Source organism: Pseudoalteromonas sp. 1CM17D (assembly GCF_023161805.1).
Classification (GTDB): Bacteria; Pseudomonadota; Gammaproteobacteria; order Enterobacterales; family Alteromonadaceae; genus Pseudoalteromonas; species Pseudoalteromonas atlantica.
Genome location: NZ_JALNTP010000005.1, coordinates 68,142 through 94,775 on the forward strand (window position 1 = coordinate 68,142; position 26,634 = coordinate 94,775).

Genomic DNA, 26,634 nt, shown 5'->3' on the forward strand with positions numbered 1-26,634 from the left:
TAGTTTTGAGGTATTTAATGCGGTTTTGAAAAGGGCGATAAACTTACCGCCCTTTAGTGTTTAAAAGTCGTGTTTCAACTTACTGGTTTTTGCTCTGCTATCCAATCGTTTATAACGTCCTCAAGCACTGCCATAGGCAATGAGCCTTGGCCAATAACAGTGTCGTGAAAGCTGCGTATATCAAATTGAGCGCCGAGTTCTTTTTCGGCTTTTGCGCGAAGTTCTCGTATTTTTATTTCGCCCATTTTGTACGAGAGCGCTTGGCCTGGCCATGAAATATAACGATCTATCTGATCTTCCACCGCACTTTGTGGTAAAGCGGTGTGACTGGCTAAGTAATCAATTGCTTTTTGGCGGCTCCAACCAAAGGCATGAATACCGGTATCAACAACAAGCCTCACTGCACGCCACATTTCGTAGCCTAAACGGCCAAAATCGCTGTATGGGCTTTGATAAAAACCAGCTTCTTTGCCTAAGCGTTCTGTGTATAGTGCCCAACCTTCGCCAAATGCAGAGTGGCTAAGTGTGCGTCTAAATTCGGGTACATTTAGCTCCATAGCAATGGCGTTTTGTAAATGGTGCCCAGGTATGGCTTCGTGCAGACTAAGTGCTTCTAAATTATACAAAGGCTGCAGTTTAGGTGTTGAGGCTAAAAAATAAGTGCCTGGCGAGCGGTTATCTGGCGGTGGCATATAAAACGCCCCACGACTTGCTGAGCCCTTAATAGTAAAGGTGTTACGCGGTAAGTGGCCAAAGTAAGTGGGCAATTTACCATACATTTTTTGCGTGATGAACGCGGTTTTTTCTAGCAAGTCTTGCGCGTCTTTTGCGTAAAATTGCTCATCGGTTGCTAAAAATTCTAAAAACTCACTATAGGTGCCATCAAAGCCTACTTCATCAATAATATTTTGCATTTGCGCCTTAATACGCGCGACTTCTCTAAGACCTAGTTGGTGTATTTGTTTAGGTGTGGCGTTTGTTGTGGTGTAGTAATTAACCGTGTACTTGTAGTAGTCAAGCCCGCCTTTAACGCTTGCTATGCCCGGCTGCGCTCTACAGTGTGGCATATAGTCATTTTCAAAAAAGTCGTAAAAATGCTGATACGCAGGAATTACTTTATCTTTAATTACGGCTTGTGCTTTTTGTTTTAAGTTTGATTTTTGCACTGCACTAAAGGTATTAGGTATACGCGTAAAGGGCTCGTAAAGGGCGCTGTTTTCGGGGTTTTTAACTATGTGCGGGCTAATGCTTTGGCTGTAATTTTCAAAGGTTTTACAGTAATGGGTAAATCCTGTTTTTATTCCTTCTTTCATTAAATCAATATTTTGCTGATTAAAGCGCGGGTAGTCGGCAAGGCTGGTTAAAAATGCGTTGTAATCATCAGCTGTTAAAAAAGCCATATTAGCTGGTGCTTCTGCAAAGTAGGTATGCCAGCCACTTAAAAAGTTTACCGGAAAATACTTATCTTGATAAAGGTAGCTTTGCTGCTCGGTTTCTCGCTCATATTTAAATAAGCGGTAGTTCATTAGCTGATCCTTGTTGAGCGTTTTTGGATCAATGTTGGCTAAGCTTTTTAATACGCTGTTGTTATAAGCTTGGCGCTTTGCAATGGCTTGCTCGCTCCAATTTGGTAATGTGCCGTTTGGTTTCCAACCGTCTGGATCGGTACGAAAAAATATTTTTTCAGTTTTGGCATTTTGCCAGTGGTTATCAATAATGGTTTTTAAATCGCTGTTACTGTCGGCAAGGCTTGGTAACGAGGTGGCTGCTAAGCAAATAGCTAAAATACGTTTTTTAAACATAGTGATCCGTTATTGGCGAGTTAGTCGCGCTTTTTTATTTTAATTTGTGCTCAATATAGTACCAAGTTAACTTGATCAATGCGCTTACTTTTATAACTTGTACCTCTAGGCTTTACTTTTTGATTGAACAAATTTCACTGCGTAACTGAGTGGCGCACTAGTTTATTGTTTTATCAGCGTTTAGAATGATTAAAACTTATTATAAAAAAATGACCGTCATGTTTAATAAAGTAATCGCCTTAATTGATGAAGCAAACAACCAAGACCCAAACAGTGAGCAATTTAATGGGGAGAGTGTCCCTAAAGAGTATTTATACTCACAGCGTATGAGCGAAATGCTAACTCGCTTTCAGCCTGATGCCGATGAACTCATGCAAATTGCAGTGCGTGCGCAACATATACAACGTTGGAAGTCGCTGCGTAGCGACTTTGCAATGAACAAGCAGGGCTATCATCAATGGCGCAGTGCGCTTTATATATTTCATGCCAGTAGCGTTGTTGCGCTTATGCAGCAAGCTGGGTACAGCGATGCTGAGCAAAACAGAGTGTACGATGCAGTTGCTAAAAAAAATATTAAACGTAACCCTGATAGCCAATTAGTAGAAGACGTAGCAAGCCTGGTATTTATTGAGCATTACATGCTCGGGTTTGCTAATAGTAAGCCTGATTACGATGAGCAAAAATGGATAGGGATTATTCGCCGTACATGGCAAAAAATGTCAGACGATGCGCATGAGTTTGTACTTGCAGGTAATATTACATTGCCAGCGCCGCTTGTTGGGCTTATTCATAAAGCGCTTGAGTAAAGTAGTGTAAGTTAAGTATTAAAATAAAAGGATTTTAGAATGTTATGCCCACGCACAAATACCTCTCTTGAGCCGTTATTAATTGGCGGGATTACTGTTTTTACGTCAGCGCAAGGCGGCGTATTTTTTGATAACAGCCAAATTTTTAAGTTTAGCTCGCCTGAGTTAAAGCATGGTCAGGTTCTACTTAAGTATTTGAGTAATTACACTGAAGGTGAGGGCGATGTATCATCGCGAGTAAATTGCCCAAAGTGCGCAAGCATAGTGATGATGCGCCGGTATTTTTCACCGCTCAAAGTTGTTGAAATAGACGAGTGCCCAGGTTGCGCTGGCATATGGCTTGATAGCGGGGAGCTTGCAAAAATACACGAAAACCATTTAACACCCAAAGAGCGAAAACTGCTAGCGCATGAAATGGCCACCAATCATGGGTTTGTATCTATTAAGCCGCCAAAATCTAAGTATTACCCCAAAGCGCCTAAAAATACCCAAGACACCACAGTTGAACGGCTGGTGCAATTGGCATTACTTAATCTTTAATACCCAGCCTCAAAATAAAACACTCAATTAAACTAATTGGTATAAAGCATAAAAAACGGCGTACTAAAAAGTACGCCGTTTTTTGTAGTAAATTAACTCTGACGAATTTATTTATTACGGTTTTCTTTGGCAAAGGCACGTATTTTACGTTTTTGCGAAAGCGTTACTTTGTTAGTACGCCCTGCAAATGGGTTATCACCTTCTCTAAATTCAATTTTGATTGGGGTGCCCATAATTTTAAGTGCTTTACGGTAGTAGTTCATAAGGTAGCGTTTGTAGCTATCTGGTAAATCGTGAACTTGGTTACCGTGAATTACAATACGTGGCGGGTTATAACCACCGGCATGCGCATATTTAAGCTTAACACGACGACCACGAACAAGTGGCGGCTGATGATCGGCCTGCGCCATGTCCATAATACGGCGTAGCATTGCGGTGCTAATACGTTTAGTTGCTGACTCGTACGCTTCATCTACCGATTCAAATAAGTGGCCAACACCTGTACCATGAAGCGCAGATATAAAGTGTAAGCGCGCAAAATCAATAAAACCTAAACGGCGATCAAGCTCTGTTTTAATGCGATCTTTAACGTAATCATCAAGCCCATCCCATTTGTTCACGGCAATAACCAATGAACGACCTGAGTTAAGCGCAAAACCTAATAAGCTTAAGTCTTGATCAGAAATACCATCGCGAGCATCAACAACCAGTAATACAACGTTTGCATCTTCAATAGCTTGAAGCGTTTTAATTACTGAGAACTTTTCAACTACGTCGCTTACTTTTTTACGCTTACGAACACCTGCGGTATCTATTAAAATATATTCTTTGTCGTTACGAGTCATCGGAATATAAATAGAGTCGCGGGTGGTGCCTGGCATATCGTATACAATTACACGTTCTTCACCGAGTATACGGTTTGTAAGTGTAGACTTACCTACGTTAGGGCGGCCAATAATAGCCAGTTTTACTGGTTTATCGGCAAACGCTTGGTGGTCTGTATCGTCGCCTTCGGCTTCTTGATAAAGGTCGATTAACTCTTCATCGTCATCAGTAACGTCTTCATCTAGTGCTGCAAGCTCTGCAATTACAGGCTGTAAAGTGTGCTCTAAAAGCTGTGTAATACCACGCCCATGTGCTGCTGCAATATGGTGAATATTACCTAATGATAATTGATAAAATTCTGCACAGTTTGAGTCGGCGTCAATGCCATCTGTTTTGTTGGCAACCACAAAGCTTTTTTTCTCTTGCTTGCGCAAGTGATTAGCAATGGCTTGGTCAGCAACGGTCATGCCTACGCGGGCATCAACCAAAAACAACACAATATCGGCTTCTTCAATGGCAAGTAACGACTGGTCGGCCATTTCGGTTTCGATGCCTTCTTCAGAGCCATCAATACCACCCGTGTCTACCACGATAAATTCATAGCCATCGTAATTAGCTTGGCCATATTTTCTATCTCGTGTTAAACCTGGAAAATCGGCTACGAGTGCATCACGAGTACGTGTTAAACGGTTAAATAATGTGGATTTGCCCACATTGGGTCGCCCAACTAGAGCGATCACGGGAAGCATAAACTACCTCTTTAAAAAACAACAAAAGGCTTCGCAGTGCGAAGCCTTACAAAAAACCTTTAAGTGTTAGCTAGTTAGTTAGGGGTGTTTACCACACTAACTTCACCATCACGGGTGTATAAAATTAGCTTGTCGTCGGCTACAACCGGCTCAACAAAAAAGCCTGAGCTGTCAAATTCTTCACGAGATACTAACTCGCCAGTGTCTTTGTTTAGCCAATGTAGGTTACCTTCTTGGTCACCTAAAGCTAAGTGGCTACCTGCAACTGCAGGGCCTGTTAGGTACCAACCACGTAGAGCGGGTTGGCTCCAACGTTCAATACCTGAATTTTTATCTAATGCGTAAATTACGCCTTCGCTATCTACTAGGTAAATAGTTTGTGCATCCATCGCTATTTCGCGGTAGCTGCTGTATTCACGTTTCCATACAACATTACCAGAGCGAATATCTACCGCTGCTAGGTTACCGTTGTATGCAATAGCATAAGCGTAAGGGCCGCTAATAATTGGTTGTGTGTCTACATCAACTAAGCGCTCAAATTCTGATGCACCTTTAGCAACGGCAATTTCTGCACTCCATGCTGAATAACCGCTCTCAGAAATGAGTACACTTAATTTACCTGTTTCTAAGCCTACTAACACACCACCGTTTGCAACTGTTGGTGAGCTTTGGCCACGCAATGTAAGCGGTGGTACTTCTTGTTCGAAGTTCCAGCGTTCTTCGCCTGTATCTGGGTGCAGCGCTAATAGTTTACCCGAGCCTAAATTAACAAAAATTAGGCCATCGCCCGCAGCTGGTTTTGATAACGCTTCGCCTGGCACATTTTTACGCCATACTTCTTCACCCGTTTCGCGGTCAAGAGCAATAATAAATCCGTGCTCAGAGCCTACGTAAATTTTACCATAAGCTTGTAATATACCGCCTGATAATTTAGCTGTGCCGTTATCTGACCATGGCCAAAACGATAAGTCTTCACGTACGTCGGTTTCCCATAACGTGTCGCCATTGGTAAGCGAAAGCGCTTCAATTTGGCCTTCGCGGCTAGCTACATAAATAGTGTCTTTGTATACAGCAGGCGATAAGCGAGAAAAATAATGTTCTACACCACTGCCAACCGACTCTTGCCACACTACGTCTGTTTCAAATTGATTAATAATTTCAGGAAGTACTAACTCGTCTTCGTCATCACTTGATGAACAACCCATTAGCGTTGCCATGCACAGTGCGAGAGTTGCTGTTGTTATTTTTTTCATACCTAAAACCTTATGCCGCTGGGCTAGTTACTGCTAGGTCGTCTAATTTAATTTGTAATAAAGGGTTTGTTGTTAACCCGCCTGCATCGGCAGCTGCTTGATACGCAGTGCGAGCTTGGTCTTTATTACCTTGTGCAATGTAAATATCGCCTTTTAGCTCAGCTACATTGGCGTTATATGCCTCTGGTAGTGGCGAGTTTAATGTACTTAGGGCTTCGTCAAATTTACTTTGCGCAAGTTGAATACGTGCTAAACGCGTAATGGCAATGGCTTTAAGCTCTTCGCTTTGGGCGTTTGTAACAATCCAGCTAAGTTTTTCGCTAGCAAGGTCTAATTTTTTTGCATCAACAGCGTCTTTTGCCGCAACAAAAGCGGCTAAAGTTGCATAGCTTGTGTCTTGGTTGTTTTTAATGAATGTATCGGCTGCGCCAAGTACATCGTCACTTTGTACAAGTGTTGTATATTCGTCAGACGCTTGCTCAGCAGTTGTAATTTGGTTTTGGTTGTATGCTTTCCAACCGTATAAGCCGCCTAAACCTACAATTACACCTAGCGCAAGTGAAATACCGTTTTCGCGAAAAAAGCGCTTAATGGCTTCTGCTTGTTGTTCTTCTGTTGAATAAATGTCCATTATTACCTCTTAAGTTAGCTTAGCTATTGATAAGCTCAGCTAATAGCGCTTTAGCTTGTTCTAATTCTAGTGTGACTTGCTCTTTACGCTCACGTAAATATTTGATGGTCACAACGCCTTTTTCTAATTCATCTTCGCCAATAATAACAGCCACTAGTGCATCGCTTTTATCAGCTCGTTTTAGTTGTTTTTTAAAGTTACCGCCGCCGGCATGCACCATAACGCGTAAACCGGGTACGTCGCTACGCAGTTGCGCTGCAATGGCAGGGGCTTGTACGCTGGCTTTGTCGCCCATTGCCGCTAAATATACATCAGCATTGCGGCGAATGTCACCTACACACTCAAGTGCTTGGAGTAACAGTACTAAGCGCTCTAGACCCATAGCAAAACCAACTGCGGGCGTTGCTTTGCCGCCAAGTTGCTCAACTAAGCCATCGTAGCGTCCGCCAGCACACACTGTACCTTGTGCGCCTAGGCTATCTGTTACCCATTCAAATACGGTGCGGTTGTAGTAGTCTAAACCACGTACTAACTTTTCATTAACCGTGTATATGACGCCAGCTGCGTCTAAACGTTCACATAAATTTGCAAAATGTTCTTTTGATTCAGCATCTAAATGCTCAGACAATTTAGGCGCATCCACTAAGATTGCTTGCACGTCTGGGTTTTTGCTATCAAGTACACGTAATGGGTTTGAGTACATACGGCGCTTTGAATCTTCATCAAGCACGTCGGTATGCTGTTCAAGGTAGGCAACGAGTGCATCGCGGTAATCAGCACGTGCTTCGTTAGAGCCTAACGAGTTAAGCTCTAAACGTACGTGTTCGTTAATGCCAAATGCTTTCCATAATTGCGCGGTAAGTAAAATAACTTCTGCGTCTATGTCGGCTGTGGCAATACCAAATGTTTCTAAACCAAATTGGTGAAACTGACGGTAGCGGCCTTTTTGAGGGCGCTCATGACGAAACATCGGGCCCATGTACCACAGGCGCTGTTCTTGGTTATAAAGCAAGCCATTTTGGTTACCTGCACGTACACATACTGCGGTGCCTTCTGGACGAAGGGTTAGCATGTCGCCGTTACGATCGGCAAAGGTGTACATTTCTTTTTCTACTATATCGGTTACTTCACCAATAGAGCGTTTAAATAAGTCGGTTGATTCTACAATAGGAAAACGAATTTCTTGATAACCGAACGATGCTACTGTCTCGCGTAAAATGTTTTCTACTTTCTGCCAAACTTGCGTGTCGCCCGGCAGACAATCGTTCATACCGCGAACTGCCTGAATTTGTTTTGCCACTGATAAATCCTAATTACTGTTTATGTGTAATAAAAAAATGCTTACACAACAAGAATGCTAAAAATTGACCCGTCATTATATACCCAAATGACCCCATGATGCGAGCGTCGTTGGAATTAAAAGCGATTTAGGCAAGGCATTGATTGAAAGTAATAGTGGTTCTATTGTTAAAATCAATAACGCAGTATAAATCGCTGAATTCTGTATCTTGGGGTCGTTTGGGTATCCTCTAGCTATAAAGCTAAACGCCAAACACCGTGGTTTGGCGCTTTATACGGTATTTATTCGACTATTTTAATGTCGATAGGTGTTTGCTGCTCTTTTTGAGCAATAAAGTCGCGCACGTAGCCTTCAAGCTGGTCAACAATGTTGTTGTTATCAATACGCGCTTTTTGACGCTCGCCATTAATGTATAAACCTGAGCGGCGGTTTGCACCGGCAAGGCCAATATCACTAACTAGGGCTTCGCCTGGGCCGTTAACGACACAGCCAATTACCGAAACAGACATTGGCTCAACAACATCTTCTAGGCGCTCTTCAAGCTGGTTCATGGTGCTTACTACATCAAACTCTTGACGTGAGCAGCTAGGGCAGGCAATAAAGTTAATACCGCGAGAGCGTATACGCAGCGATTTTAAAATATCAAAACCTACTTTGATTTCTTGAACTGGGTCGGCAGCAAGTGATACACGTAGCGTATCGCCAATACCTTCGGCAAGTAACATGCCTAAGCCTACAGCCGATTTAACCGAACCTGAGCGCATACCGCCGGCTTCGGTGATCCCTAAATGCAGGGGTTGATCTATTTCTTTAGCAAGTAAACGATAAGCGCCTACAGCTAAAAATACGTCTGATGCTTTTACCGATATTTTAAATTGGTCAAAATCAAGGCGGCGTAATATATCTACATGGCGCATTGCTGATTCAAGTAATGCCTCGGGAGTTGGCTCGCCGTATTTTTCTTGTAGGTCGCGCTCTAATGAGCCGCCATTTACACCAATACGAATAGGAATATTATGCTCGCGCGCTGAGTCTACAACGGCTCTAATGCGCTCTTCACTGCCTATATTCCCTGGGTTTATACGTAGGCAATCTACGCCATATTTTGCCACTTTTAACGCTATGCGGTAATCAAAGTGAATATCGGCTACAAGCGGTATACTAACTTGCTCTTTTATACTTTTAAACGCTTCTGCTGCATCCATAGTTGGTACAGATACACGCACTATATCGGCGCCGGCATCTTGTATTGCTTGGATTTGCGCTACCGTGGCATCTATATCCATGGTGTCGGTATTGGTCATCGACTGCACGGCAATAGGGGCACCGTCACCAATAGGCACGTTGCCTACATTGATGCGGGTTGATTTTCTGCGTTTAATTGGAGATTCTGAAAACATAGCGACTACTCTGCTAATGGTAATTTAAATTTGGCTAAACGATTTTTAGGATAACCAGAAATATCAACTGGTTCGCCGTTTAGAGAAACACTAACTACGTCGTGCTTACCCAGCACAACTGAAAAAGGCGGGATACCGCTTACAGCCATTTTATAGCCTGCTTTTTTTACGCCAAATGCAATGCGCTCACCTTCGCCATCGTGTATTTCTACCCAGCTCTCATCGTTAAACACCATGTTAATTGTACTGGTGTTACTTTGCGTGTCGGGCTCGTTAGTGGCTGTTTGGGTGCTAGCGGCAATAGGGGCCGTGGCATTAACGGCTTCACTTAAAGGGACTTGTTCAGCACTTAAAGGCATTACAGCCGGTGTGCGCTCAACTGCCTGTGTTGCTTGCATTTGCGAGGTGTTCTCGCTTTCGTTATTTAGCGCGTTGTTATTTTGCTGGTTATCTAAAATTGAATTTTCAATATTGATTGTGCTTGTTTGCTCATCGATAGGCGTAGCATTTTGCCAAAACCATAAGGCAGATGAGCCAATAACAATGGCTAAAATAATGTAGCTCACCAGCATTAGTCTGCTGTCGTGGGCTTCTTTTTCTGTGCGGCGCGAAAAGCTTTGCATGTTAGCCGGCTTAGTAGGCTCGGGCGGTGCAGGCAATTTAGCTAATATAGGGGCGCTATCGACGTGTAGTTCACGGCAATAGTTTTTAATGTAGCCTTTTACAAAGGTAATTGGGCCTAACGTTTGGTACTGATCGCTTTCTAAGCGTTGCAGCTGAGAAATAGAAAGCTTAAGTGGGCCAGTAAGTGACTCTAAGCTTACATTAGCCTGCTCTCTGTGCGCTTTTAATAGTTGCCCAACACTTGGCTCATCGCTTTGTTGCGTAGTTTCTTCTGTCATAATAGGTACGAATTTGGATCCACTAGTAATAGTCTGTGCCCAGGTGTAAGTTCTATATCTGGACTTAATTTATTCCATCGCATTAATTCATCAATTAATACATGCCGCTGGGTAGCTATGTCGTAAAGGGTATCGCCAGCTTTAATCTCGTAATAAATATTAGGATCGTTTAAATAAATTTTACTTCCGTTGATAACACGATCCGACTCCTTTAGACCATTCCACTGCAGGAGTTTTTGTAGTTTAACATTGTATCGCACTGAAATGCTAAATAGGTTTTCACCAAACTCAATAATATGAAAAGGCACCTTTAAAGGGGGTACTTTTGGATTAAGCATGGGAGGCTCTTGTTTTACACTTGGTTGGTAGTTTTTTAGTGTAATGTCGTTACTGTCGCTGTATGGGTTATTACTAAATACCGCACTGTCTTTTTTAGCCTCATAAAATACTACCGAATTATTTAAGCCCGTATTCTGTGGGCCATTTTCAGCAGGGCGTGTATTTTGTGGGGTGTTAAAGTTAGCTTGTTTTGGCGCACCAAATGAAATTATTTTTACTTCGTCATCATCTTTGGGTGTTTGTTTAGCGACTGCTTTTGGCGGCTCAGCTGTGGGTGTAGACGTTTGTTGCGCTTGGTGATCCGTTGTTAAAGCCAAAAGCACCGCTGCGGTATCTGTTTTAGACTCTGCAGGCACAGATGTTGTAGTTGTCGTTGCTACTTGGGCAGTATTTGTTACGGTTGGAGCGGCTGCCACAGCTGGCACTACTGCTTTAGTTGTTGTCGCTACTTTAGCCTGCGTTGGTTGAGCCGCAGGCGTGAGAGTGGCAGCGTCACCACTTTGCTCAGCAACGGTTTTTTGTTTGTTTGCTGCGGCAATGGTTGCCTGTGCTTTTGCCGTCTCATTTAATACTGGGCTTGAAGGCTCAACCCCTGGAGAAATTAAGCTGGTCGAATTATCGGTAGTTGGGCGCTTTTTTCGGATAATTTTAATTTTTGGTTGCTCAACACTGATTTGCTCTTCGCCATACTGCTCTTGAAGCTCTTCGAGCTGCGCTTTACGGTATTTTTCGCGCAGTATTTCAAACTCAGTTTGTTTAGTACGATTATCGCGAATAGCATAGGCTTGCTTACTTGTTAGGTAAGTTTGCATTATGGTGGCGGCAATTTTTTCTGCTTCTTCTATTCTGCCCATGCGCTGCTTAATTAAATAACCAAGCAATAAAGCACGTGCAGACACTCGGCCGGTGTCGTCATGACGCTTTAATACTTCGCTGGCTTTATGTAAATCGCTTTTAGCATAAAAAAGGGCGGCTAAGCTTATTAGGGTCGATGTACGTTGCGAGCTGTGATTAAGTGCTTGTTTAAAGTAACTCTCTGCATTTTCAAAGTCGTTAAATTCTATGGCACATAATGCAAGGTTTTCGTAGCTTTCGGCAACGCGAATATAGCTTGGAATATCAATTGCTTTTAAAAACTGATCGGTCGCGCGGTCATACTCTTCAATACTACATAAAAACACACCGTAGTTATTAAGCGTGTTCGGATCGTCAGGCTTAATTGCTAATGCTTTTTGATAGGCTTTATCGGCACGCTCTTTTTCGCCTACTTGTTGGTAATAATAAGCAAGAGAGTAATGTACTTCAGGTAGATTTGGGGCAAATTCTATAGCTCGCTCAAGGTTATACTTTGCTTGCGAGTTGTTGCCAGTTTCTAAGTATTGTAAAGCGAGGGCGATACGTGTGCGTGCTGCGCCTGCATTATTGATTTTGTTTTCGACGACGGGTTTGTCACTGCCGTTATAACTACTTTCACTTACGCACCCTGTAAGGGCAAGTGTTGAAAGTGTTAAAGCAAGTAAAGATCGCATTACCTTGTCTCTGTTTTTCTATCCATAGCGCCTATCTTACCTAAAACCCTTAGTGTTGCATCATTTATTTAAAAATAAACAACTTAACCACCCTGCACAGGGAATATACGCAGGGTGGTTACAGGCTTATGCTTGCTGGATATTTACGCTAATTGCGTTATCGTCACGCATTTTCTTTTTCGCCATACGTTTAGTACGGTCAACAACATCGCCGGCTAATTGCCCACAGGCGGCGTCAATATCGTCACCACGAGTACGGCGCACAATACACGTAATACCCGCAGCTTGTAAAACCTTAGAAAAACGGTCAATACGGCTGTTGCTAGAGCGTGTGTATTCGTTACCCGGGAACGGGTTAAACGGAATAAGGTTAACTTTAGAAGGTGTACCTTTAAGCGTTTTAACCAGCTCATGTGCTTGGTCGGTGCTGTCGTTAACGCCATTTAGCATAACGTATTCAATGGTCACGTCTTTATTTGCTTTAGAGCCATCGATATAACGACGACACGCGGCTAAAAATTCTTCAATTGGGTACTTTTTATTAATTGGTACAAGTACGTCACGTAGAGCGTTATCGGGTGCGTGAAGAGAAATAGCAAGTGCTACGTCTATTTTTTCTTTTAATAAATCAAGGGCAGGTACAACCCCTGAGGTACTTAATGTTACGCGGCGCTTAGATAAGCCAAAGCCCCAGTCGTCCATCATAAGTTCCATTGCCGGCACTACGTTTTTAATATTAAGTAGGGGCTCGCCCATACCCATCATCACTACGTTGGTAACAGGGCGTTTTTCGCTGTTGCCATCAAGGCCTATGTCTTTAGCTACACGCCAAACTTGGCCAATAATTTCAGACACTTTAAGGTTACGGTTAAAGCCTTGTTGCGCAGTTGAACAAAACGTACACTCAAGAGCACAACCCACTTGCGAAGATACACACAAAGTCGCGCGGTCTTTTTCTGGGATCCATACAGCTTCAACTTCTTGGCCGCCATCAAGCACTAATGCGTACTTAATTGTGCCGTCGCTTGCTTGCTGGCGAACAGAGATTTCTGGCGCAACAATTTCGCATTCGTTTTTAAGCTTTTCTTTAAGCTTTTTATTAACGTTGCTCATGTCGTCAAAGTTATCAACGCCAAAATGATAAATCCATTTCATCACCTGGTCGCCACGAAATGGCTTTTCACCGAATGATACAAATAGCTCACGCATTGCATCTCGGTTTAAATCTAATAAGTTAATCTTTTTTTGCTCGGTCATGAAACAACCTCAATCGGTGACGGTGGAGATAAAATTTACAAGGGCGAATTGTACACAATTCACCCACTTTAATCATTAAGTAAAATATCAAAAATGCACTTAAGGATACTTTACGTAATGACTAAAAAAGGGCTCGAAAGCCCTTTTCTTACTTTGCATTACAGCGTTAACTGTAAAACTCGAATTAACGAGTACGTGGGCAAAGCTCTTCGTCAGCGAAGAAGTACGCGATTTCGCGAGCAGCAGATTCAACAGCGTCAGAACCGTGAACAGCGTTTTCGTCGATGCTATCAGCGTAGTCTGCACGTAAAGTACCTGCTAGTGCTTCAGCTGGGTTAGTAGCACCCATGATTTCGCGGTTTTTAAGAACAGCGTTTTCGCCTTCAAGAACGGTAACCATTACTGGACCAGATGTCATGAAAGATACTAAAGCACCGAAGAAAGGACGTTCGCTGTGCTCTGCGTAGAAACCTTCAGCCTTCTCTTTTGAAAGGTGAACCATTTTAGCTGCAACGATTTTAAGACCCGCAGTTTCGAAACGGTTGTAGATTGCGCCGATGTGGTTTTTTGCTACTGCATCAGGTTTTACGATTGAGAAAGTACGCTCTAAAGCCATCTTTATGCTCCAATAATTTTTAAATAAAAGTGTGAATATTTACGGGCGCGAATTATACGCGTTTTAATTGAAAAAACCTAATTTTATTAAAAACCAGTTTGGTTGCAGTTTTATGATCTTGATCAAAAGCACAATGTTTGGCGCATTTATAATGCCGCGCTTGTAAATTAATTAATCATGTAACCGACTTATACTCGGTTAGCTGTATGGAGCGCATATGCCAGCTGTTTCTTCTGTAACTTCTTTTATTCCAGAACTGTTATCCCCTGCGGGGAGTTTAAAAAACATGCGCTACGCCTTTGCATATGGAGCTGATGCTGTTTACGCCGGCCAGCCTCGCTACAGTTTGCGGGTACGTAATAATGAGTTTGATTTAGAGACATTACAAATAGGGATTAATGAAGCCCATGCGCAAAATAAAAAGTTTTATGTGGTCTCTAATATTGCTCCGCATAACGCAAAGGTTAAATCGTATTTACGTGATATAGAACCAGTGATTGCTATGGGCCCCGATGCGCTGATTATGTCAGATCCTGGGTTAATTATGCTGGTACGTGAAAAGTGGCCAGCCATGCCTATTCACCTATCGGTGCAAGCAAATGCAGTTAATTATGCAAGTGTTCAGTTTTGGGCAAAACAAGGTATTGAGCGGGTTATTTTATCGCGCGAGCTATCACTTGAAGAAATAACCGAAATACGCACACTCTGCCCTGACACCGAGCTAGAAGTATTTGTGCATGGTGCGCTGTGTATGGCGTATTCTGGGCGCTGTTTGCTCTCGGGTTATATTAACAAGCGCGACCCTAACCAAGGCACCTGCACGAATGCCTGCCGCTGGAATTACGATGTAAAACCAGGCGTTGAAAACGAAACGGGTGAGATGGTGCATAAAATTGATCCGAACCAAGTTATTCCTACTCTTGGTGAAGGTGCGTCAAGTAGCGAAGTATTTATGTTAGAGGAACAAGGTCGCCCTGGTGAGTATATGCCTGCATTTGAGGATGAACATGGTACGTATATTATGAATTCAAAAGATTTACGCGCCGTACAATACGTAGAGCAGTTAACAAAAATGGGTGTACATAGTTTAAAAATAGAAGGGCGGACAAAATCGTTTTATTACGTAGCGCGCACCGCGCAAGTATACCGTAAAGCCATAGATGATGCGGCATCGGGTAAACCATTCGATACTCACTTATTTAAAACACTTGAGAACTTAGCGCATAGAGGCTACACCGAAGGCTTTTTAAAGCGCCATGCCCACCAAGATTATCAAAACTATGAATACGGTCACTCTGTATCAACTAAGCAGCAATTTGTTGGGGAAGTAATAGGGCGCCATGCTGATGGTTTAGTTGAAATAGACGTAAAAAATAAATTTTGCACAGGCCACTCACTTGAACTGATGACACCACAAGGGAACATTATTTTTGAACTTGAATACATGCAAAACAAAAAGGGCGAAAGTATTAGTGATGCAAAAGGCTCTGGGCATCACGTTAAAATTCGATTAGATACACGCATTAATTTAGAGCATGCAATATTAATGCGAAATTTAGATGAGCACCAAGATACCCGCAACCCCTATAAAAAAGTAGCAAGTGAGTAAGCGCTAGCATGGCACTACTTATAAATAACAAGTGCATTAACTGTGATGGTTATAAGGCTTCTAATTAAATCTTTATAAAACAATGTTTTGCTTTGTCGTGCTATGGTTTGTGCTACGATTTTATGTAATTCGTCAGCACTTGGTTAGTATCTAAAAAGCAGCCTTAAAAAGCAAATTGTATTAACTGAATAGTTGAAAATTTTAGACTTGTAGAGTCTTTGAATCTTATATTTGTGTTTTGTAGGTTATAGAATTAATTTGGAAAAGATAATTGGTAGTTAACAAAAGTAAAACTTAGATTTTTCTTATTTAATCCTCAAAATAAAGTGCCTTTTAGGTAACATTAAGCTGTATTTTAGGCCTTAAAGTGACTTATAGGTCACTTTAACTGCCGACGGTTACAACCAAAAGTTTTGTATTGTTTTTACTTAATCTATTTTTTTAGCTTGTTGAAAAAGTTTAATTAAAACTATCGTCAACACAGCAGCCGGTAATAACCATATAAAATCACTCATTTCTACCCCTTAATATTTGAAGTTATACTCTAACCTTAATGCTTTTGATGTGTTTTGCAAATCTGCTCAATTTTTACAGCTTCTTCTAGTCAATTACCATCACTCAGGCCTAGTTAGTTTTAGGACAAATAACTAGGAAAAACCATGAAAGACAAACAATCGAAATTCATCCGTCAATATGTACGCGCTAGTAAATCACCGTGGGATGACAGTTCAACTATTTTGCTATTAGCTGATGTTATTGATAAGCAAGCACTAGAGCTGGGCTTCACCAATTACGTTTATTTACAACGAGATAGCGTGGGGAGTGTTTTGGGTATTAGTATTTCTCAACAGTTATTAGCTGTTAACCCTGAGTTCTCAGAGCGGTATTTAGAGGGTATTGAAATGTATGCTTTATTACTTATGCATATTGAAGAAATAACAAAATTTTGTGGGTTGTTTACTGCAGAATTTGAGCAGCTATTTATGATTAAACCTAATGTATATTTTGTAGCTGCAGAAGACAGTTGGTTACGGTTAATAGAAAGCTCATAAACTCTGGCGAGCCCTGGGCTCGCTTTTTTATGCTTATAAATGAGCTTAACTTTACTTTTCTTTGTCGTGCTTCATCACGATATATGCAAAGCCAATAGTGAGGACTATCGCTGGAAAAATCATCATTAAAAATTCAGTCATCATTACTCTCCGGCTATAAGTTATTATTAATAATAATGTTTGACGTGTACTTTGCAAGTACGGATATTTTTTCTGATTTCAATAAATAAAATATTAGCGAAGATTAAATTTATCTTTTAAAAAGTTGCTTTAGCACAATAGAATAGAGTGACTTGAAACATATTGAAAATATACAAACCCTAAGTGAACTACTCGGTAGGCTTTGAAATTCCCCTTAAGCGAATGTAATTATTAATGTAAAGCCACAACATACCTGCATATCCATTACCCCAAAAAATTGCACTTTTAAAACATGCTACAAGCAAAAAAAATTTCAATATTTTCACTCACGCAATGGGAATTAAATACCTTAGCTATAAAAAGTTTAGAGTGATTATAGCTGATACGCTTTTAATCTAATTTCAATCTCAAAATAGAAGTATTAACATCAGCTTCACCTAAATATAGAATATCGTCCTCATAGGAAATAAGCTTTGTAAATCTGGCGCGTGATTTTGTTTTTTCTATTACTTTACCGGTATTAATATCCACAATATGTGTTTGTTCTTTAACATTGTAGCGGTGTGCAATTTTTCCTTTGTGCTCAATTAGAAGTCTTCTCTTTGTTTGCTTACTTATTATTTCACGATTTTCATTAACAATATTCCCTGTAAGAGTATCAACAAAAAAACAACCTTGCTCACTTTGAAATGCTCTTTCACCTTGTTCCACTATCTTTATGAAAGTATGTGTTTTTTGGTCAAGTAAATGAATGCCTTCACCTTCTGCAATCATACATTTACCATTAGACACGAGCTCGGTGGTTTTTATATTGCTAACTCGAGTCAATTTATTTTCAACTAATTTATAAATACCATCGGAACCAGCCAAAAATATGTCACCTTGGTAAAAGGCTACATGCCTAAAACTCAGGTTTGAATCGAAGTAAATAGAATTAAAAACTAGCCCGTCTTTAAGTTGCTCAATTGCATAACCACTGTTTGTTAATGCTAAAATTGTAAGCACCTTATCAGTATAGGTGAAGTCTCTTACACCATTTTCTAAACTATAAGTAAAGTTTCCAGATGAACTATATATAACTTCCTTTGCAATGTTGCCTAAAGTTAAATAGAGTTGTTTCTCTAGAATTAATGGGTCATCAATTTTAGCTGCTTGTGATGCCATTAATAGCGATAAATTTATATCTTGAGACAATATGTCATCAGATAAGGGCAACATAAATAGCTCATTGTTATTACCTACAAAGAATAGGTTGTGTTCTGCAACTGCCACGGAATAGGGTTTAGCTCTAAACTTATAGAATGTTTTTCTATTACTACCCTCAAAATAAGTCAATGACATCTCATCTAAATGATTTTCTCTTAATGAAAATACGCCATCATTGTGTCCTTTAATGTATGCATCAATAAAGTTTTTATTATTCTCTGACTTAAAGTTGATGCTAGAAACTTCTTCCAATCGCTTAGTTGACAGGTCATATATAAAAGGTTTAATTGATGAACTCGGATCAACGTTAAAAGTAATGTAAAATCTATTATCATCAATCCAATCAAAAGAGGGGAATGCGTTTTGCCTGTTACAGGGGATCTCATCTATTTGGTCTTCGACAGGCCTCTGAAAAATTTTAATTTTACATTTTGAATCTTCAACTACATGCATTATGGTGCGGCCACTTGTATGAATTTCTAAGCCGCGATAAGCACCAGAATAATTCTCCGACATTAACACTGTCTTTTGACGATTTAAAACTTTGTATAATTTTGATGTGTTTTTGTCTCTCGCAGTAACAAATAGCGAATTGTTATAAGTTGCATAGTCCAAAATATAATCTTTAGATTCAAAAACGGTCTGGGTAGAAACCTTCGGTAATGTTTCAATCTTATCCTTATAGCTATAAGAGAAAATTGCCACAATACATATCAAAATAATAAATAGTAAAGTGAACAAATACTTATAATCATTTACTTTTTTTTGAGTAACCTTCGAGGGTTCAAACGATTCAAAATTAAGTTTGTAGCCTCTGCCTCTTATGTTTTTAAATGATTCCCTATCGCCAAATTTTAACCGTAGATCACTTATTAGCTTGCGAAGTGAGTTTTTAGTTACAATGCGCTCCCCCCAAATTTCTGATTCAAGAGTTTGCGTATCAACAAAACCATCATCGGACGAAAAAAACAGTTTAAGTGCAATTACTTCTTGAGAGGTCAGTTCAAATTTTTCGTTGTTTTTTGATGCTGAATTAATATCTGGTGAGATTAAAAAGTCATTGATTTTATAGTTCACAGAGAGAGCTTTATTATTTTTTGGGAGAGTTTAACCATTTGTTTTGAATATTTCAACAATCCCCACAATATTTATAACCACCTAATAATTATAGTATTTCACACTAAATCACACTGTTTTATATTTATTCACTAACTACTTTATGAAGTCAGCCTATAAGCTTTTTCGTTCTAAACTTAAATCTAAGCAATTTTGGATTAACTAAATAATAAAAGGAATAAAAATGAAAGATGTACTTTTTTTTGACTCAATGTTAACCCCTAAAATAATTACTTTTGTGTATTGGTTATTATTGATAGCTGCGGCTTTTTCTGGATTAACCACAATTTTCGGGGGATATGGAGGTGTTACATTTTTCAAATTTATTTCAGGTCTATTTGTCGCTGGCTTTGGCGCATTAGCGGCCAGAATATCATGTGAGTTAACAATTGTTCTTTTTAAAATAAATGAGAACCTTAAACAGATATCTGATAACTCAGCAGAGTAGTTGCCTAACATTACTACTAAAAGAGCATGTTTAAATTCTATTTCACACTAAAATCTAGTTTTAATATGCTCATAGATTAGAAATACATTCATGGAAAACCTTTATGAGAGCTTTACGGTTTATTTTTTTATTGACATTTTTATGTTCAGGCTTTGTCTTAGCAAACGAAATTACAAAAAACGAGAATACAATAAAAGGAGATATTGAACTCAAGAAGAAAAATTACGACGCTGCATTTAAATATTTTATATTAGGTTCTAAAGAGGGCGACGCTACATCTGAAGTAATGCTGGGTGAAATGTACGCTAACGGACTCGGTTTTAAAGTAAACAAAAAATTAGCTTTAGATTGGTATTTAAAGGCTGCAAAAAAGGGTAGTGCTGTTGCTCAAAATAATGCGGGTGATTTATATTTTATGGGATCTGAAACTTTTCCTAAAGATCATAAAAAAGCATTTTATTGGACAAAGAAAGCTGCTGAACAAGGTCTTGTTGGTGCTCAGATAAATTTAGGCTCTTTTTATTATATGGGAGCAGGAACACCGAAAAATATTGAGAAAGGGATAGAGTGGATTATAAAAGCTGCTGAAACTGGAGATGAATCAGCTTTAGGGCTCTTTAAGTTAATTAGAGGTAACCCTATCAATGAAAAAGATTATTTTAACCATCATTATAATTTAGCAATGAAAGGTACAGAAATATCACAACATCAAGTTGGTATTAGATACTTACTAGGTAAAGGGGTTGATAAAAATTTAAATCAAGCAATCTATTGGTTAACAAAAGCATCGGAACAGGGTTACGCTGATGCACAATATCTCTTAGGCTTAGCTTATCAAAACGGAGAAGGAGTAGTTAAAGATGTTCATATTGCTATTAGTTGGTTTTTAAAAGCTGCGAACCAAGATAACGCTAATGCACAATTTTCTTTAGGGTTGCTATATGCAACAGAAAAAAGCATCGGTGTGGATTTGAGTGCTTCTAAAAAGTGGTTCAAAAAAGCTGCTAAGCAAGGACATGAAGAAGCTCAGAGATACTTAAATTTTAATGGATTGATTAGTAAACATTAAAATACCATCAATCTAGATGCGTAAAACTTTAAAAAGGCTATACAAATGCTTGCAAGTTAATTTAAATACTTTCAACTAAGTCTAAAACTGCTGAGGAAATAAATGTAAATATCCATAGTGTTAAGTGGTTATATTTAAACAATGAATGATTGCAGTACGCCTTAAAAAGTAAACCTTAAAGTAAAAGCGAGAGACAATGTCTCTCGCTTTATGTACAAATACGCTTGCATCATCGCTGTTTTAATACGTTTAGTGAGCGGGTATTATCAAACCCATTTTGCGACATGTAAAGTTAGTAAAAGGTACAGATTCAGGTTATTCATTAAACTGAAATAACTGAGCATTTTAAATAAATCACATACGGGTTTTTATTGTTAAAAGCATAAGTTTCTCCTCATCCTTACATTTACAAAGTATCCCTACTTTTAATAGCAATTTATTACTAATTAACATTCAAAAAAGCACGACCTTTGCGGTATGATAAGCCAATAATTGATATTCTTGCAAAGAGAGACCACATGGACGCTGCATCAAAAAAGCCTGTAACAAAAAAAGCCGTAAAAAAACACAAGTCGGGTTTGAAGAATCTCTTTGGGATGCCGCCAATTAGCCGCGATGAAGTGTACAAAGAAATATTTGAGCAAGCGCAGAGTTTTAAAATAAATAGAGTTAAAGGATAACAGTAATGACCTATAAAAATAGAGATGCAAGTATTCGTTCTGAGAGCATGAATAAGTGGATTGGGCGCATTGAAGACGAAACAGAACTAGACTCAATAGGCGATACACCTACTGCAAGGATGGAAGATTTAATAGAAAAAATTAAATGTGCTATGGGCCAAGATGTTGATAGTGAAAGTTCAGAAAATAAAGTTGTAGATGATTCATTAAATACATTGATTGCTGAAGCTTTTGAGCAAGGCGTTAAACGTGGCTTTAACCGTTCTTTAGATCGCTTTATGAGTGGAGCCATTAAAACTAAAAAGGTCCCGCACGAAGATAAGTGGAGTTTACACAGCGCGTCAAAGCAGTATCAAATAAAAACTGATTTACCCACTGTATGTGATGGCAGCCAGTCGGTAACAGTAAAAATTAAGCTTTCTGAATGTGGTTTTGAATAAACATAATGTAGAACGAGTAGAGCTCGGTTTTTAAATCGGGCTCAAAACTCGCACTTTAATCTTTGGCTAGCCATATATTTGTTAGATTCTTAGAGTCCATCAGCTCATTTATTTGTATTATTTTTAGATAAGCACGTTGGTTTTTATTATGTTTTTGACTAATACCGAGCCTAGAGTTTTCGAATGTAACCGGTGTGACATTGATATAGTGAAAACTATCTAATCTTATGAGTATTTTATTAAGCTTTTCATTGCTAATACTTATATTTAGTGCCTTTCTTAATAGTTTATATAGTGGGACGTTATTTACTTCTACTAAAGACTCTGTATTTCCCTCAGCTATCCAAAAGCTCTCATCGTCCCCAAAGTTATCAAGGTTTAATTTTTTGGAACTACAGATATAAACCATTTCATGAGACCAATGATCTTGAAAAAATTCATTGAGTGCTAATAAAATTTTCACCTCTAATGGTTGTAAGTGAGGATTGGAAATAACATTTTTTGTAAAGCAGTCTTGGTCATCTCTTAGTTTATGAAAAGCAAAAAGGCCACTTTCAGGGTCATCTTTGTCTAGTTCATGATTGTTTTTAGTATGCATCTGTAGAAGAGGCCTATGGGTATACATGTCTCCGTTTTTATGTCTGGCATAGTATTTTTCGGACTCGATATCTTGATGTTTATTTTTGAGGATTATAGGGTTTTTTGCCGATCCTAAATTTATATTTTTCATAAAAGTCCAAAAAAACTTTATAGCTTTATTTATGCCTCTGCAGGGCCTAAAAAACAAGGGGTTAATAAAAAAACAAACCGAAAGAAAACAAAAAAATAAAAAACTAATATTATCAATGTACTATGCGTTTATTTTAAGACAGGTTTGTGGGTACGTTACCTTTTTCTGCTTAGTAATATAGCTACATCAGTTAATAAGAACGAGGTACATAGCATGAACACAACCACTCAATTAAAACGAATTGTTGCACACTTTGCCACTGAATTATTAGAAGAGTTCGACGTAGAAGAGCTTTGGCACGATAAGCTATTTAAAAAGGCTTTATGTAACATTTCTGGCTTTAACTATACAAATTTACAGGGCTTAGATGCTGATGATTTGATCACCCGATTAGATCATTTAGCAATAAACACAATGCCTAAAACGTTACAAAAAAATGTGCATATATTTTGTAAAGCGTTTGATCTACCAAAAGCGGTAACTCCATTAGTTATTTTTTCGTGTTGCATGACGCTCAGTAAGCCATTGCGCGAACTTGTCGAATACTTACGTGACGATTACGCGAGCGTTATTTTAGAAAAAATAGCTTATGTGATTGGTATTGATGAAGCACTACTCAACAAGCAAATTGGATTAATTATTGAATCTGGCATGTATTCAATGGATATGGAGATATTTGCTGGGGAAGATGAGTTTTTAATATTACCAAACGCAATTGCTAAAAGTCTTCTCGAGGGTATGTTAAATAGTGAAAGTGATATTTTATCTAACTTGGTCTCTCCTTGTGAAGCTTCTGAGCTTAGCGCTGCTGATTTATCTCACTTAGATTTAAATACTTTACTAAAAGCTACGCAAAATGCGACTGAGACGGGTGATCAAGCATTAAGTATTCTATTTTATGGTGTGCCAGGTTCGGGTAAAACTTCATTGGCGAAATATATAGCGCAAGCGTGTGGTTCGCAGTTGCTTAAGGTGCAAGCTAAAGGTAGTAATTTAATAAGCCCAACAAACGAGCTCGATAGCCGAAGCGCAAGCTCTGAGTTGCGTTTAGAGCACTTTAATGTGGTGAGTAAGTTGGTAGGTAAACGTAAAAAAACAATGCTGTTACTGGATGAGTGTGAAAACATTTTTGAGCGTGATTTATTCTCTAAAAGCTTCTCAAAGGAGTTACTTCATACTTATATTGAAAACCACCCTGTAGTGAGTATTTGGATCACTAACCATCTAGAAGATTTACCACAGAGCGTTATTAGGCGATTTAATATTGTTTACGAAATTCCTGAGCTAAACAAAACAACTAAAGAAAAAATGATTGGCAAATATGTTAAAGGTTTAAGTGTTGGTAACAGTTTTATAAGTAAATTAGCTGTCCAACAAAACTTATTGCCAGCTCATATTGCTAAAGCTGTTCATGTAGCTAGGTTATGCGGATTTAAAGCACAAACCGCGCGTGACTGCATAGAAGAGAATATTCAAGATACTTTAACTGCATGCGGCTTTTCAACACACGAGCTGACTTATCAAGCAGCGCAAAAATTTAATCCTAATATGGTAAATATAGAGTCTGAGTATGCATCGCTAGAACAGGTAGAAGAGGCTGTAATTGAATATGCGAGTTCACGAACTTTGCTAACGGGCCCGCCTGGTACAGGTAAAACAGCTTTTGTAAATTACTTATGCGAAAAAGCTGATTTTAAACTCATTTCAGTCAAAGCCTCTGACTTATTAAGTAAGTGGGTTGGCGAAAGTGAACAAAATATTGCTCAACTATTTAAACAAGCTACACAAGAAGGAAGTGCAATTTTTATTGATGAGGCTGATGGTTTGTTGTGCAGCCGCGAACAAGCTAATGCAAATTGGGAGGTGCAAACACTTAATGAATTACTATGTTATATGGAGCAATTTCAACTCCCACTTTTTGCCGCAACTAACTTTGCTAAAAATTTAGATAAAGCGGTAATGAGGCGATTTGATTTTAATTTAAATTTAACCTATTTGACTCCGGTACAGGCTAAGCAATTATTTAAAGATACATTAGGCCCAGGAGTGTTAAATAAGCACCTAATGCATGAGTTATACAAGCTTACAAAGCTTACACCAGGTGACTTTGCGATTGTAAAAAGGCAAATGAAGTTTTCAAAAAAGCGCATGACTCAAGAGCGAATGTTATCGATTTTACGAGAACAAAACGACCTAAAAGAAGGCGGAAAGCAGAAGATAGGGTTTGTTATTTAAATGTAGAGTTACAAAGTTGTGTAATTCATTGTATTTTATTTTAATTGGAAGAGCGTTATGAACGACAAGAAAAACACAAATTTATCAAAATTAAAGAAGACTGAAAGGACTCCAGATTTAACTAAAAGAAAGAAAACTAAAGAGTGGCTCGACAAGCATCCTAAAGTTTATGAGTTGACTAAAGAACTACTTGGGTTTCTTGAGAAGTATAGAGAACCTAGCTTTCCATATGGTTGGTATAACAATCTGGTTTTCAAATACGGTAGAGATTCAGTTGGGCCGAGATTAAGTATCAAATGTAACCAAAGTCACTGTGTTGTAAAAATAACACTGCCAGTAATAAAAAGAATTCCAAGTGAGCTTAATTTTTCTATTAAGTCGAAAAAACCTGCTGAAAGTGAATTAAAAATGAAATTTGAGGTAGAATCTAAAAATAAAGCTAGCTATGAACACTTGCTTAAAGTACTTTCGACAAATTTAATTACGCCCTTATCGGCTGGGAAGCATATCGATGTTGGTGTGATACAAGAAGCTACAATAGATGAAGCGATCGATAAAATAGTTGGATCTAAAAATTTAGATGAAACGGAAAAAGATGCTCTCGTTAAAGTTAGAATCGGGCAAGGTAAATATAGAGCGGCTTTAGATGATATTTGGAAAGGCTGCGCTTTAACAGGCATAAAATGCAGAGATTTACTTCGCGCTTCACATATCAAGGCTTGGCGCGATGCTGAGGCCCATGAAAGGATAGACCCGTTCAATGGCTTGTTACTTGCTGCACATTTAGATGCGTTATTTGATAAAGGCTTGATAAGCTTTGACTCGAATGGTTTTATCTTGATATCAGGCTTGATAAGCGAAACAGATTTAAATAAGTTATCGATTGATAAAAGTATGCAACTTAAAATGCCGCCAGAAACACACGAATACATGAAGTGCCACCGAGAAAAGTATGGTTTTGAATATTGATATAAAAGTTAATCAATGAATTCACGCCGTCACTTTTCAATTTTAGAGCTTGTGCCAATAGCACCAAGCTCTATCTCGACCCACCAGTTGCAGCAAAAGTTGCTTGAACGTGACTTTGATATTTCAATCCGTATGCTCCAACGTGACCTGCAATCACTTTACGAGCAAGGTTGTTTTGGCCTTGAAAAAGACACGCGCAGTAAACCGTATGGTTGGTCTATTAATTCGCAGTGGCGAGGTGGTAATATAAAAATAATGGGCAGTGAAGTGGCTGAACATTATTTATTGTTGGAGCAGTTATTACCACACTCGACCCCCAGTGATGTTAAGCAGTCAGTGCATATTAAAGCAGAGCAGGCGCTTAAACGTTTTAATGGGCATGTACCTGACTGGCTTGCAACCCTTCCTAAGCCTTCGTTAAAAGTGAATATTGATGCTCAGTTAGTGGCACAAATTGAGCATGCGATTAATCATAAGCGTGCAGTGAGCGCTGAACTTTATAGGGTACTTTACGATGAAGCACATTGGTTGAAGTTTGCTGAGTTGAGTTTTTACAACTTAGTTGAGCAAGGCGGTGTGTTGATGGCGCAGTTTATGGTGGGGTCGCTTCACGATAAATGCTATCAAATGCCGATTTATCGCATTCGCAATATTCATATCCTGCAAAAAACACGAAGAGATCCAAGCACTGAGCAGTTAAAGTCATTACGCAGTGCGATTAATAAAGGTATGAAGCAAGAAACGATCGAGTTAATTGTAAAAGTGCCTAACCACTCTGCAGTTAATCAAGGTTTTATTGAACTTGGCGAGCTGATTGACAAGCAACATATTGATGAAAAAAGTGTATTACTTACCTACCAAACTATTGATACAGAACAACTAACCGATGAGCTATTTCAATGTGCTCATTGGCTTGAGGTTATTAAACCTGAAAAGCTGCGGCAAAGAATTGTTCATAAGCTTAAAGCGGCTACTGCAAACTACCTTTGA

General features: G+C 39.2%; 23 protein-coding genes. 11 read left to right on the forward strand and 12 right to left on the reverse strand.

Annotated features, from left to right (window positions below; translation table 11 throughout):
- Nucleotides 1-74: 74 nt before the first annotated feature.
- Nucleotides 75-1,802 (reverse strand): DUF885 domain-containing protein, encoded by a 1,728-nt coding sequence (locus tag MSC25_RS10600; RefSeq protein ID WP_248443363.1) that lies wholly within the window; start codon nt 1,800-1,802, stop codon nt 75-77.
- A 218-nt stretch (nt 1,803-2,020) separates the two neighbouring features.
- Here MSC25_RS10600 and MSC25_RS10605 point away from each other — a divergent pair, with 218 nt between their 5' ends.
- Both MSC25_RS10605 and MSC25_RS10610 read left to right on the forward strand, forming a co-directional pair.
- A complete protein-coding gene (locus tag MSC25_RS10605) occupies nt 2,021-2,608 on the forward strand; it encodes a DUF4202 domain-containing protein (protein ID WP_248443364.1) in 588 nt (195 codons plus the stop codon).
- A 39-nt stretch (nt 2,609-2,647) separates the two neighbouring features.
- Nucleotides 2,648-3,148 carry a zf-TFIIB domain-containing protein gene (locus MSC25_RS10610; protein ID WP_248443365.1) on the forward strand — a complete coding sequence of 167 codons (501 nt, stop codon included), beginning with the start codon at nt 2,648-2,650 and terminating at the stop codon, nt 3,146-3,148.
- 107 nt (nt 3,149-3,255) lie between these two features.
- Here MSC25_RS10610 and der read toward each other — a convergent pair whose 3' ends face one another.
- The 9 genes from der to ndk form a co-directional block, all read right to left on the reverse strand.
- On the reverse strand, nt 3,256-4,722 hold the full coding sequence (gene der, locus MSC25_RS10615) for a ribosome biogenesis GTPase Der (RefSeq protein ID WP_055255603.1): 1,467 nt from the start codon (nt 4,720-4,722) through the stop codon (nt 3,256-3,258).
- Between the two features lie 74 nt (nt 4,723-4,796).
- Nucleotides 4,797-5,975 carry an outer membrane protein assembly factor BamB gene (gene bamB, locus MSC25_RS10620; protein WP_055255602.1) on the reverse strand — a complete coding sequence of 393 codons (1,179 nt, stop codon included), beginning with the start codon at nt 5,973-5,975 and terminating at the stop codon, nt 4,797-4,799.
- A 10-nt stretch (nt 5,976-5,985) separates the two neighbouring features.
- Nucleotides 5,986-6,606: a tetratricopeptide repeat protein gene (locus MSC25_RS10625; RefSeq protein ID WP_004586990.1), complete on the reverse strand. Its 621-nt coding sequence runs from the start codon at nt 6,604-6,606 to the stop codon at nt 5,986-5,988.
- A gap of 19 nt (nt 6,607-6,625) precedes the next feature.
- Nucleotides 6,626-7,906, reverse strand: coding sequence for a histidine--tRNA ligase (hisS, locus tag MSC25_RS10630; protein WP_004586991.1), 1,281 nt, complete (start codon nt 7,904-7,906; stop codon nt 6,626-6,628).
- A gap of 281 nt (nt 7,907-8,187) precedes the next feature.
- Nucleotides 8,188-9,306: a flavodoxin-dependent (E)-4-hydroxy-3-methylbut-2-enyl-diphosphate synthase gene (gene ispG, locus MSC25_RS10635; protein ID WP_004586992.1), complete on the reverse strand. Its 1,119-nt coding sequence runs from the start codon at nt 9,304-9,306 to the stop codon at nt 8,188-8,190.
- Between the two features lie 5 nt (nt 9,307-9,311).
- Nucleotides 9,312-10,208: a RodZ domain-containing protein gene (locus MSC25_RS10640; protein WP_064385764.1), complete on the reverse strand. Its 897-nt coding sequence runs from the start codon at nt 10,206-10,208 to the stop codon at nt 9,312-9,314.
- A complete protein-coding gene (pilW, locus tag MSC25_RS10645; protein ID WP_248443366.1) occupies nt 10,205-12,076 on the reverse strand; it encodes a type IV pilus biogenesis/stability protein PilW in 1,872 nt (623 codons plus the stop codon). The genes MSC25_RS10640 and pilW overlap by 4 nt, the downstream gene beginning before the upstream one ends.
- 126 nt (nt 12,077-12,202) lie before the next feature.
- Nucleotides 12,203-13,333 carry a bifunctional tRNA (adenosine(37)-C2)-methyltransferase TrmG/ribosomal RNA large subunit methyltransferase RlmN gene (locus tag MSC25_RS10650; RefSeq protein ID WP_004586995.1) on the reverse strand — a complete coding sequence of 377 codons (1,131 nt, stop codon included), beginning with the start codon at nt 13,331-13,333 and terminating at the stop codon, nt 12,203-12,205.
- Nucleotides 13,334-13,517: 184 nt separating this feature from the next.
- Complete coding sequence (gene ndk / locus MSC25_RS10655) at nt 13,518-13,949, reverse strand: nucleoside-diphosphate kinase (protein WP_004586996.1); 432 nt, start codon at nt 13,947-13,949, stop codon at nt 13,518-13,520.
- A gap of 217 nt (nt 13,950-14,166) precedes the next feature.
- On the opposite strand from ndk, the gene yegQ reads away from it, so the two are divergent.
- Both yegQ and MSC25_RS10665 read left to right on the forward strand, forming a co-directional pair.
- Nucleotides 14,167-15,558: a tRNA 5-hydroxyuridine modification protein YegQ gene (gene yegQ, locus MSC25_RS10660; RefSeq protein WP_248443367.1), complete on the forward strand. Its 1,392-nt coding sequence runs from the start codon at nt 14,167-14,169 to the stop codon at nt 15,556-15,558.
- A 659-nt stretch (nt 15,559-16,217) separates the two neighbouring features.
- Complete coding sequence (locus MSC25_RS10665) at nt 16,218-16,610, forward strand: hypothetical protein (protein ID WP_248443369.1); 393 nt, start codon at nt 16,218-16,220, stop codon at nt 16,608-16,610.
- Between the two features lie 531 nt (nt 16,611-17,141).
- Here MSC25_RS10665 and MSC25_RS10670 read toward each other — a convergent pair.
- Nucleotides 17,142-19,034 (reverse strand): winged helix-turn-helix domain-containing protein, encoded by a 1,893-nt coding sequence (locus tag MSC25_RS10670; RefSeq protein WP_248443370.1) that lies wholly within the window; start codon nt 19,032-19,034, stop codon nt 17,142-17,144.
- 223 nt (nt 19,035-19,257) lie between these two features.
- On the opposite strand from MSC25_RS10670, the gene MSC25_RS10675 reads away from it, so the two are divergent.
- The 4 genes from MSC25_RS10675 to MSC25_RS10690 all read left to right on the forward strand — a co-directional run bounded on the left by MSC25_RS10675 (nt 19,258) and on the right by MSC25_RS10690 (nt 21,710).
- Complete coding sequence (locus MSC25_RS10675; RefSeq protein ID WP_248443371.1) at nt 19,258-19,521, forward strand: DUF4282 domain-containing protein; 264 nt, start codon at nt 19,258-19,260, stop codon at nt 19,519-19,521.
- A gap of 103 nt (nt 19,522-19,624) precedes the next feature.
- Nucleotides 19,625-20,590: a tetratricopeptide repeat protein gene (locus MSC25_RS10680; protein ID WP_248443372.1), complete on the forward strand. Its 966-nt coding sequence runs from the start codon at nt 19,625-19,627 to the stop codon at nt 20,588-20,590.
- 518 nt (nt 20,591-21,108) lie between these two features.
- Entirely contained in the window at nt 21,109-21,270 is a 162-nt protein-coding gene (locus tag MSC25_RS10685; protein ID WP_248443373.1) for a hypothetical protein, read from the forward strand.
- A gap of 5 nt (nt 21,271-21,275) precedes the next feature.
- Nucleotides 21,276-21,710, forward strand: a complete 435-nt coding sequence (locus tag MSC25_RS10690) for a hypothetical protein (protein WP_248443374.1) — start codon at nt 21,276-21,278, stop codon at nt 21,708-21,710.
- 55 nt (nt 21,711-21,765) lie between these two features.
- On the opposite strand, the gene MSC25_RS10695 is transcribed toward MSC25_RS10690, so the two are convergent.
- The gene (locus MSC25_RS10695; RefSeq protein WP_248443375.1) at nt 21,766-22,440 is read right to left on the reverse strand and encodes a hypothetical protein; all 675 of its coding nucleotides are present in this window, start codon (nt 22,438-22,440) and stop codon (nt 21,766-21,768) included.
- 213 nt (nt 22,441-22,653) lie between these two features.
- Here MSC25_RS10695 and MSC25_RS10700 point away from each other — a divergent pair, with 213 nt between their 5' ends.
- The 3 genes from MSC25_RS10700 to MSC25_RS10710 are packed head-to-tail and all read left to right on the forward strand — an operon-like array spanning nt 22,654 to nt 26,634.
- Nucleotides 22,654-24,675, forward strand: a complete 2,022-nt coding sequence (locus tag MSC25_RS10700) for an ATP-binding protein (RefSeq protein WP_248443376.1) — start codon at nt 22,654-22,656, stop codon at nt 24,673-24,675.
- 57 nt (nt 24,676-24,732) lie between these two features.
- Nucleotides 24,733-25,644, forward strand: coding sequence for an HNH endonuclease signature motif containing protein (locus tag MSC25_RS10705; protein WP_248443377.1), 912 nt, complete (start codon nt 24,733-24,735; stop codon nt 25,642-25,644).
- Nucleotides 25,645-25,659: 15 nt separating this feature from the next.
- Nucleotides 25,660-26,634, forward strand: coding sequence for a WYL domain-containing protein (locus MSC25_RS10710; RefSeq protein ID WP_248443378.1), 975 nt, complete (start codon nt 25,660-25,662; stop codon nt 26,632-26,634).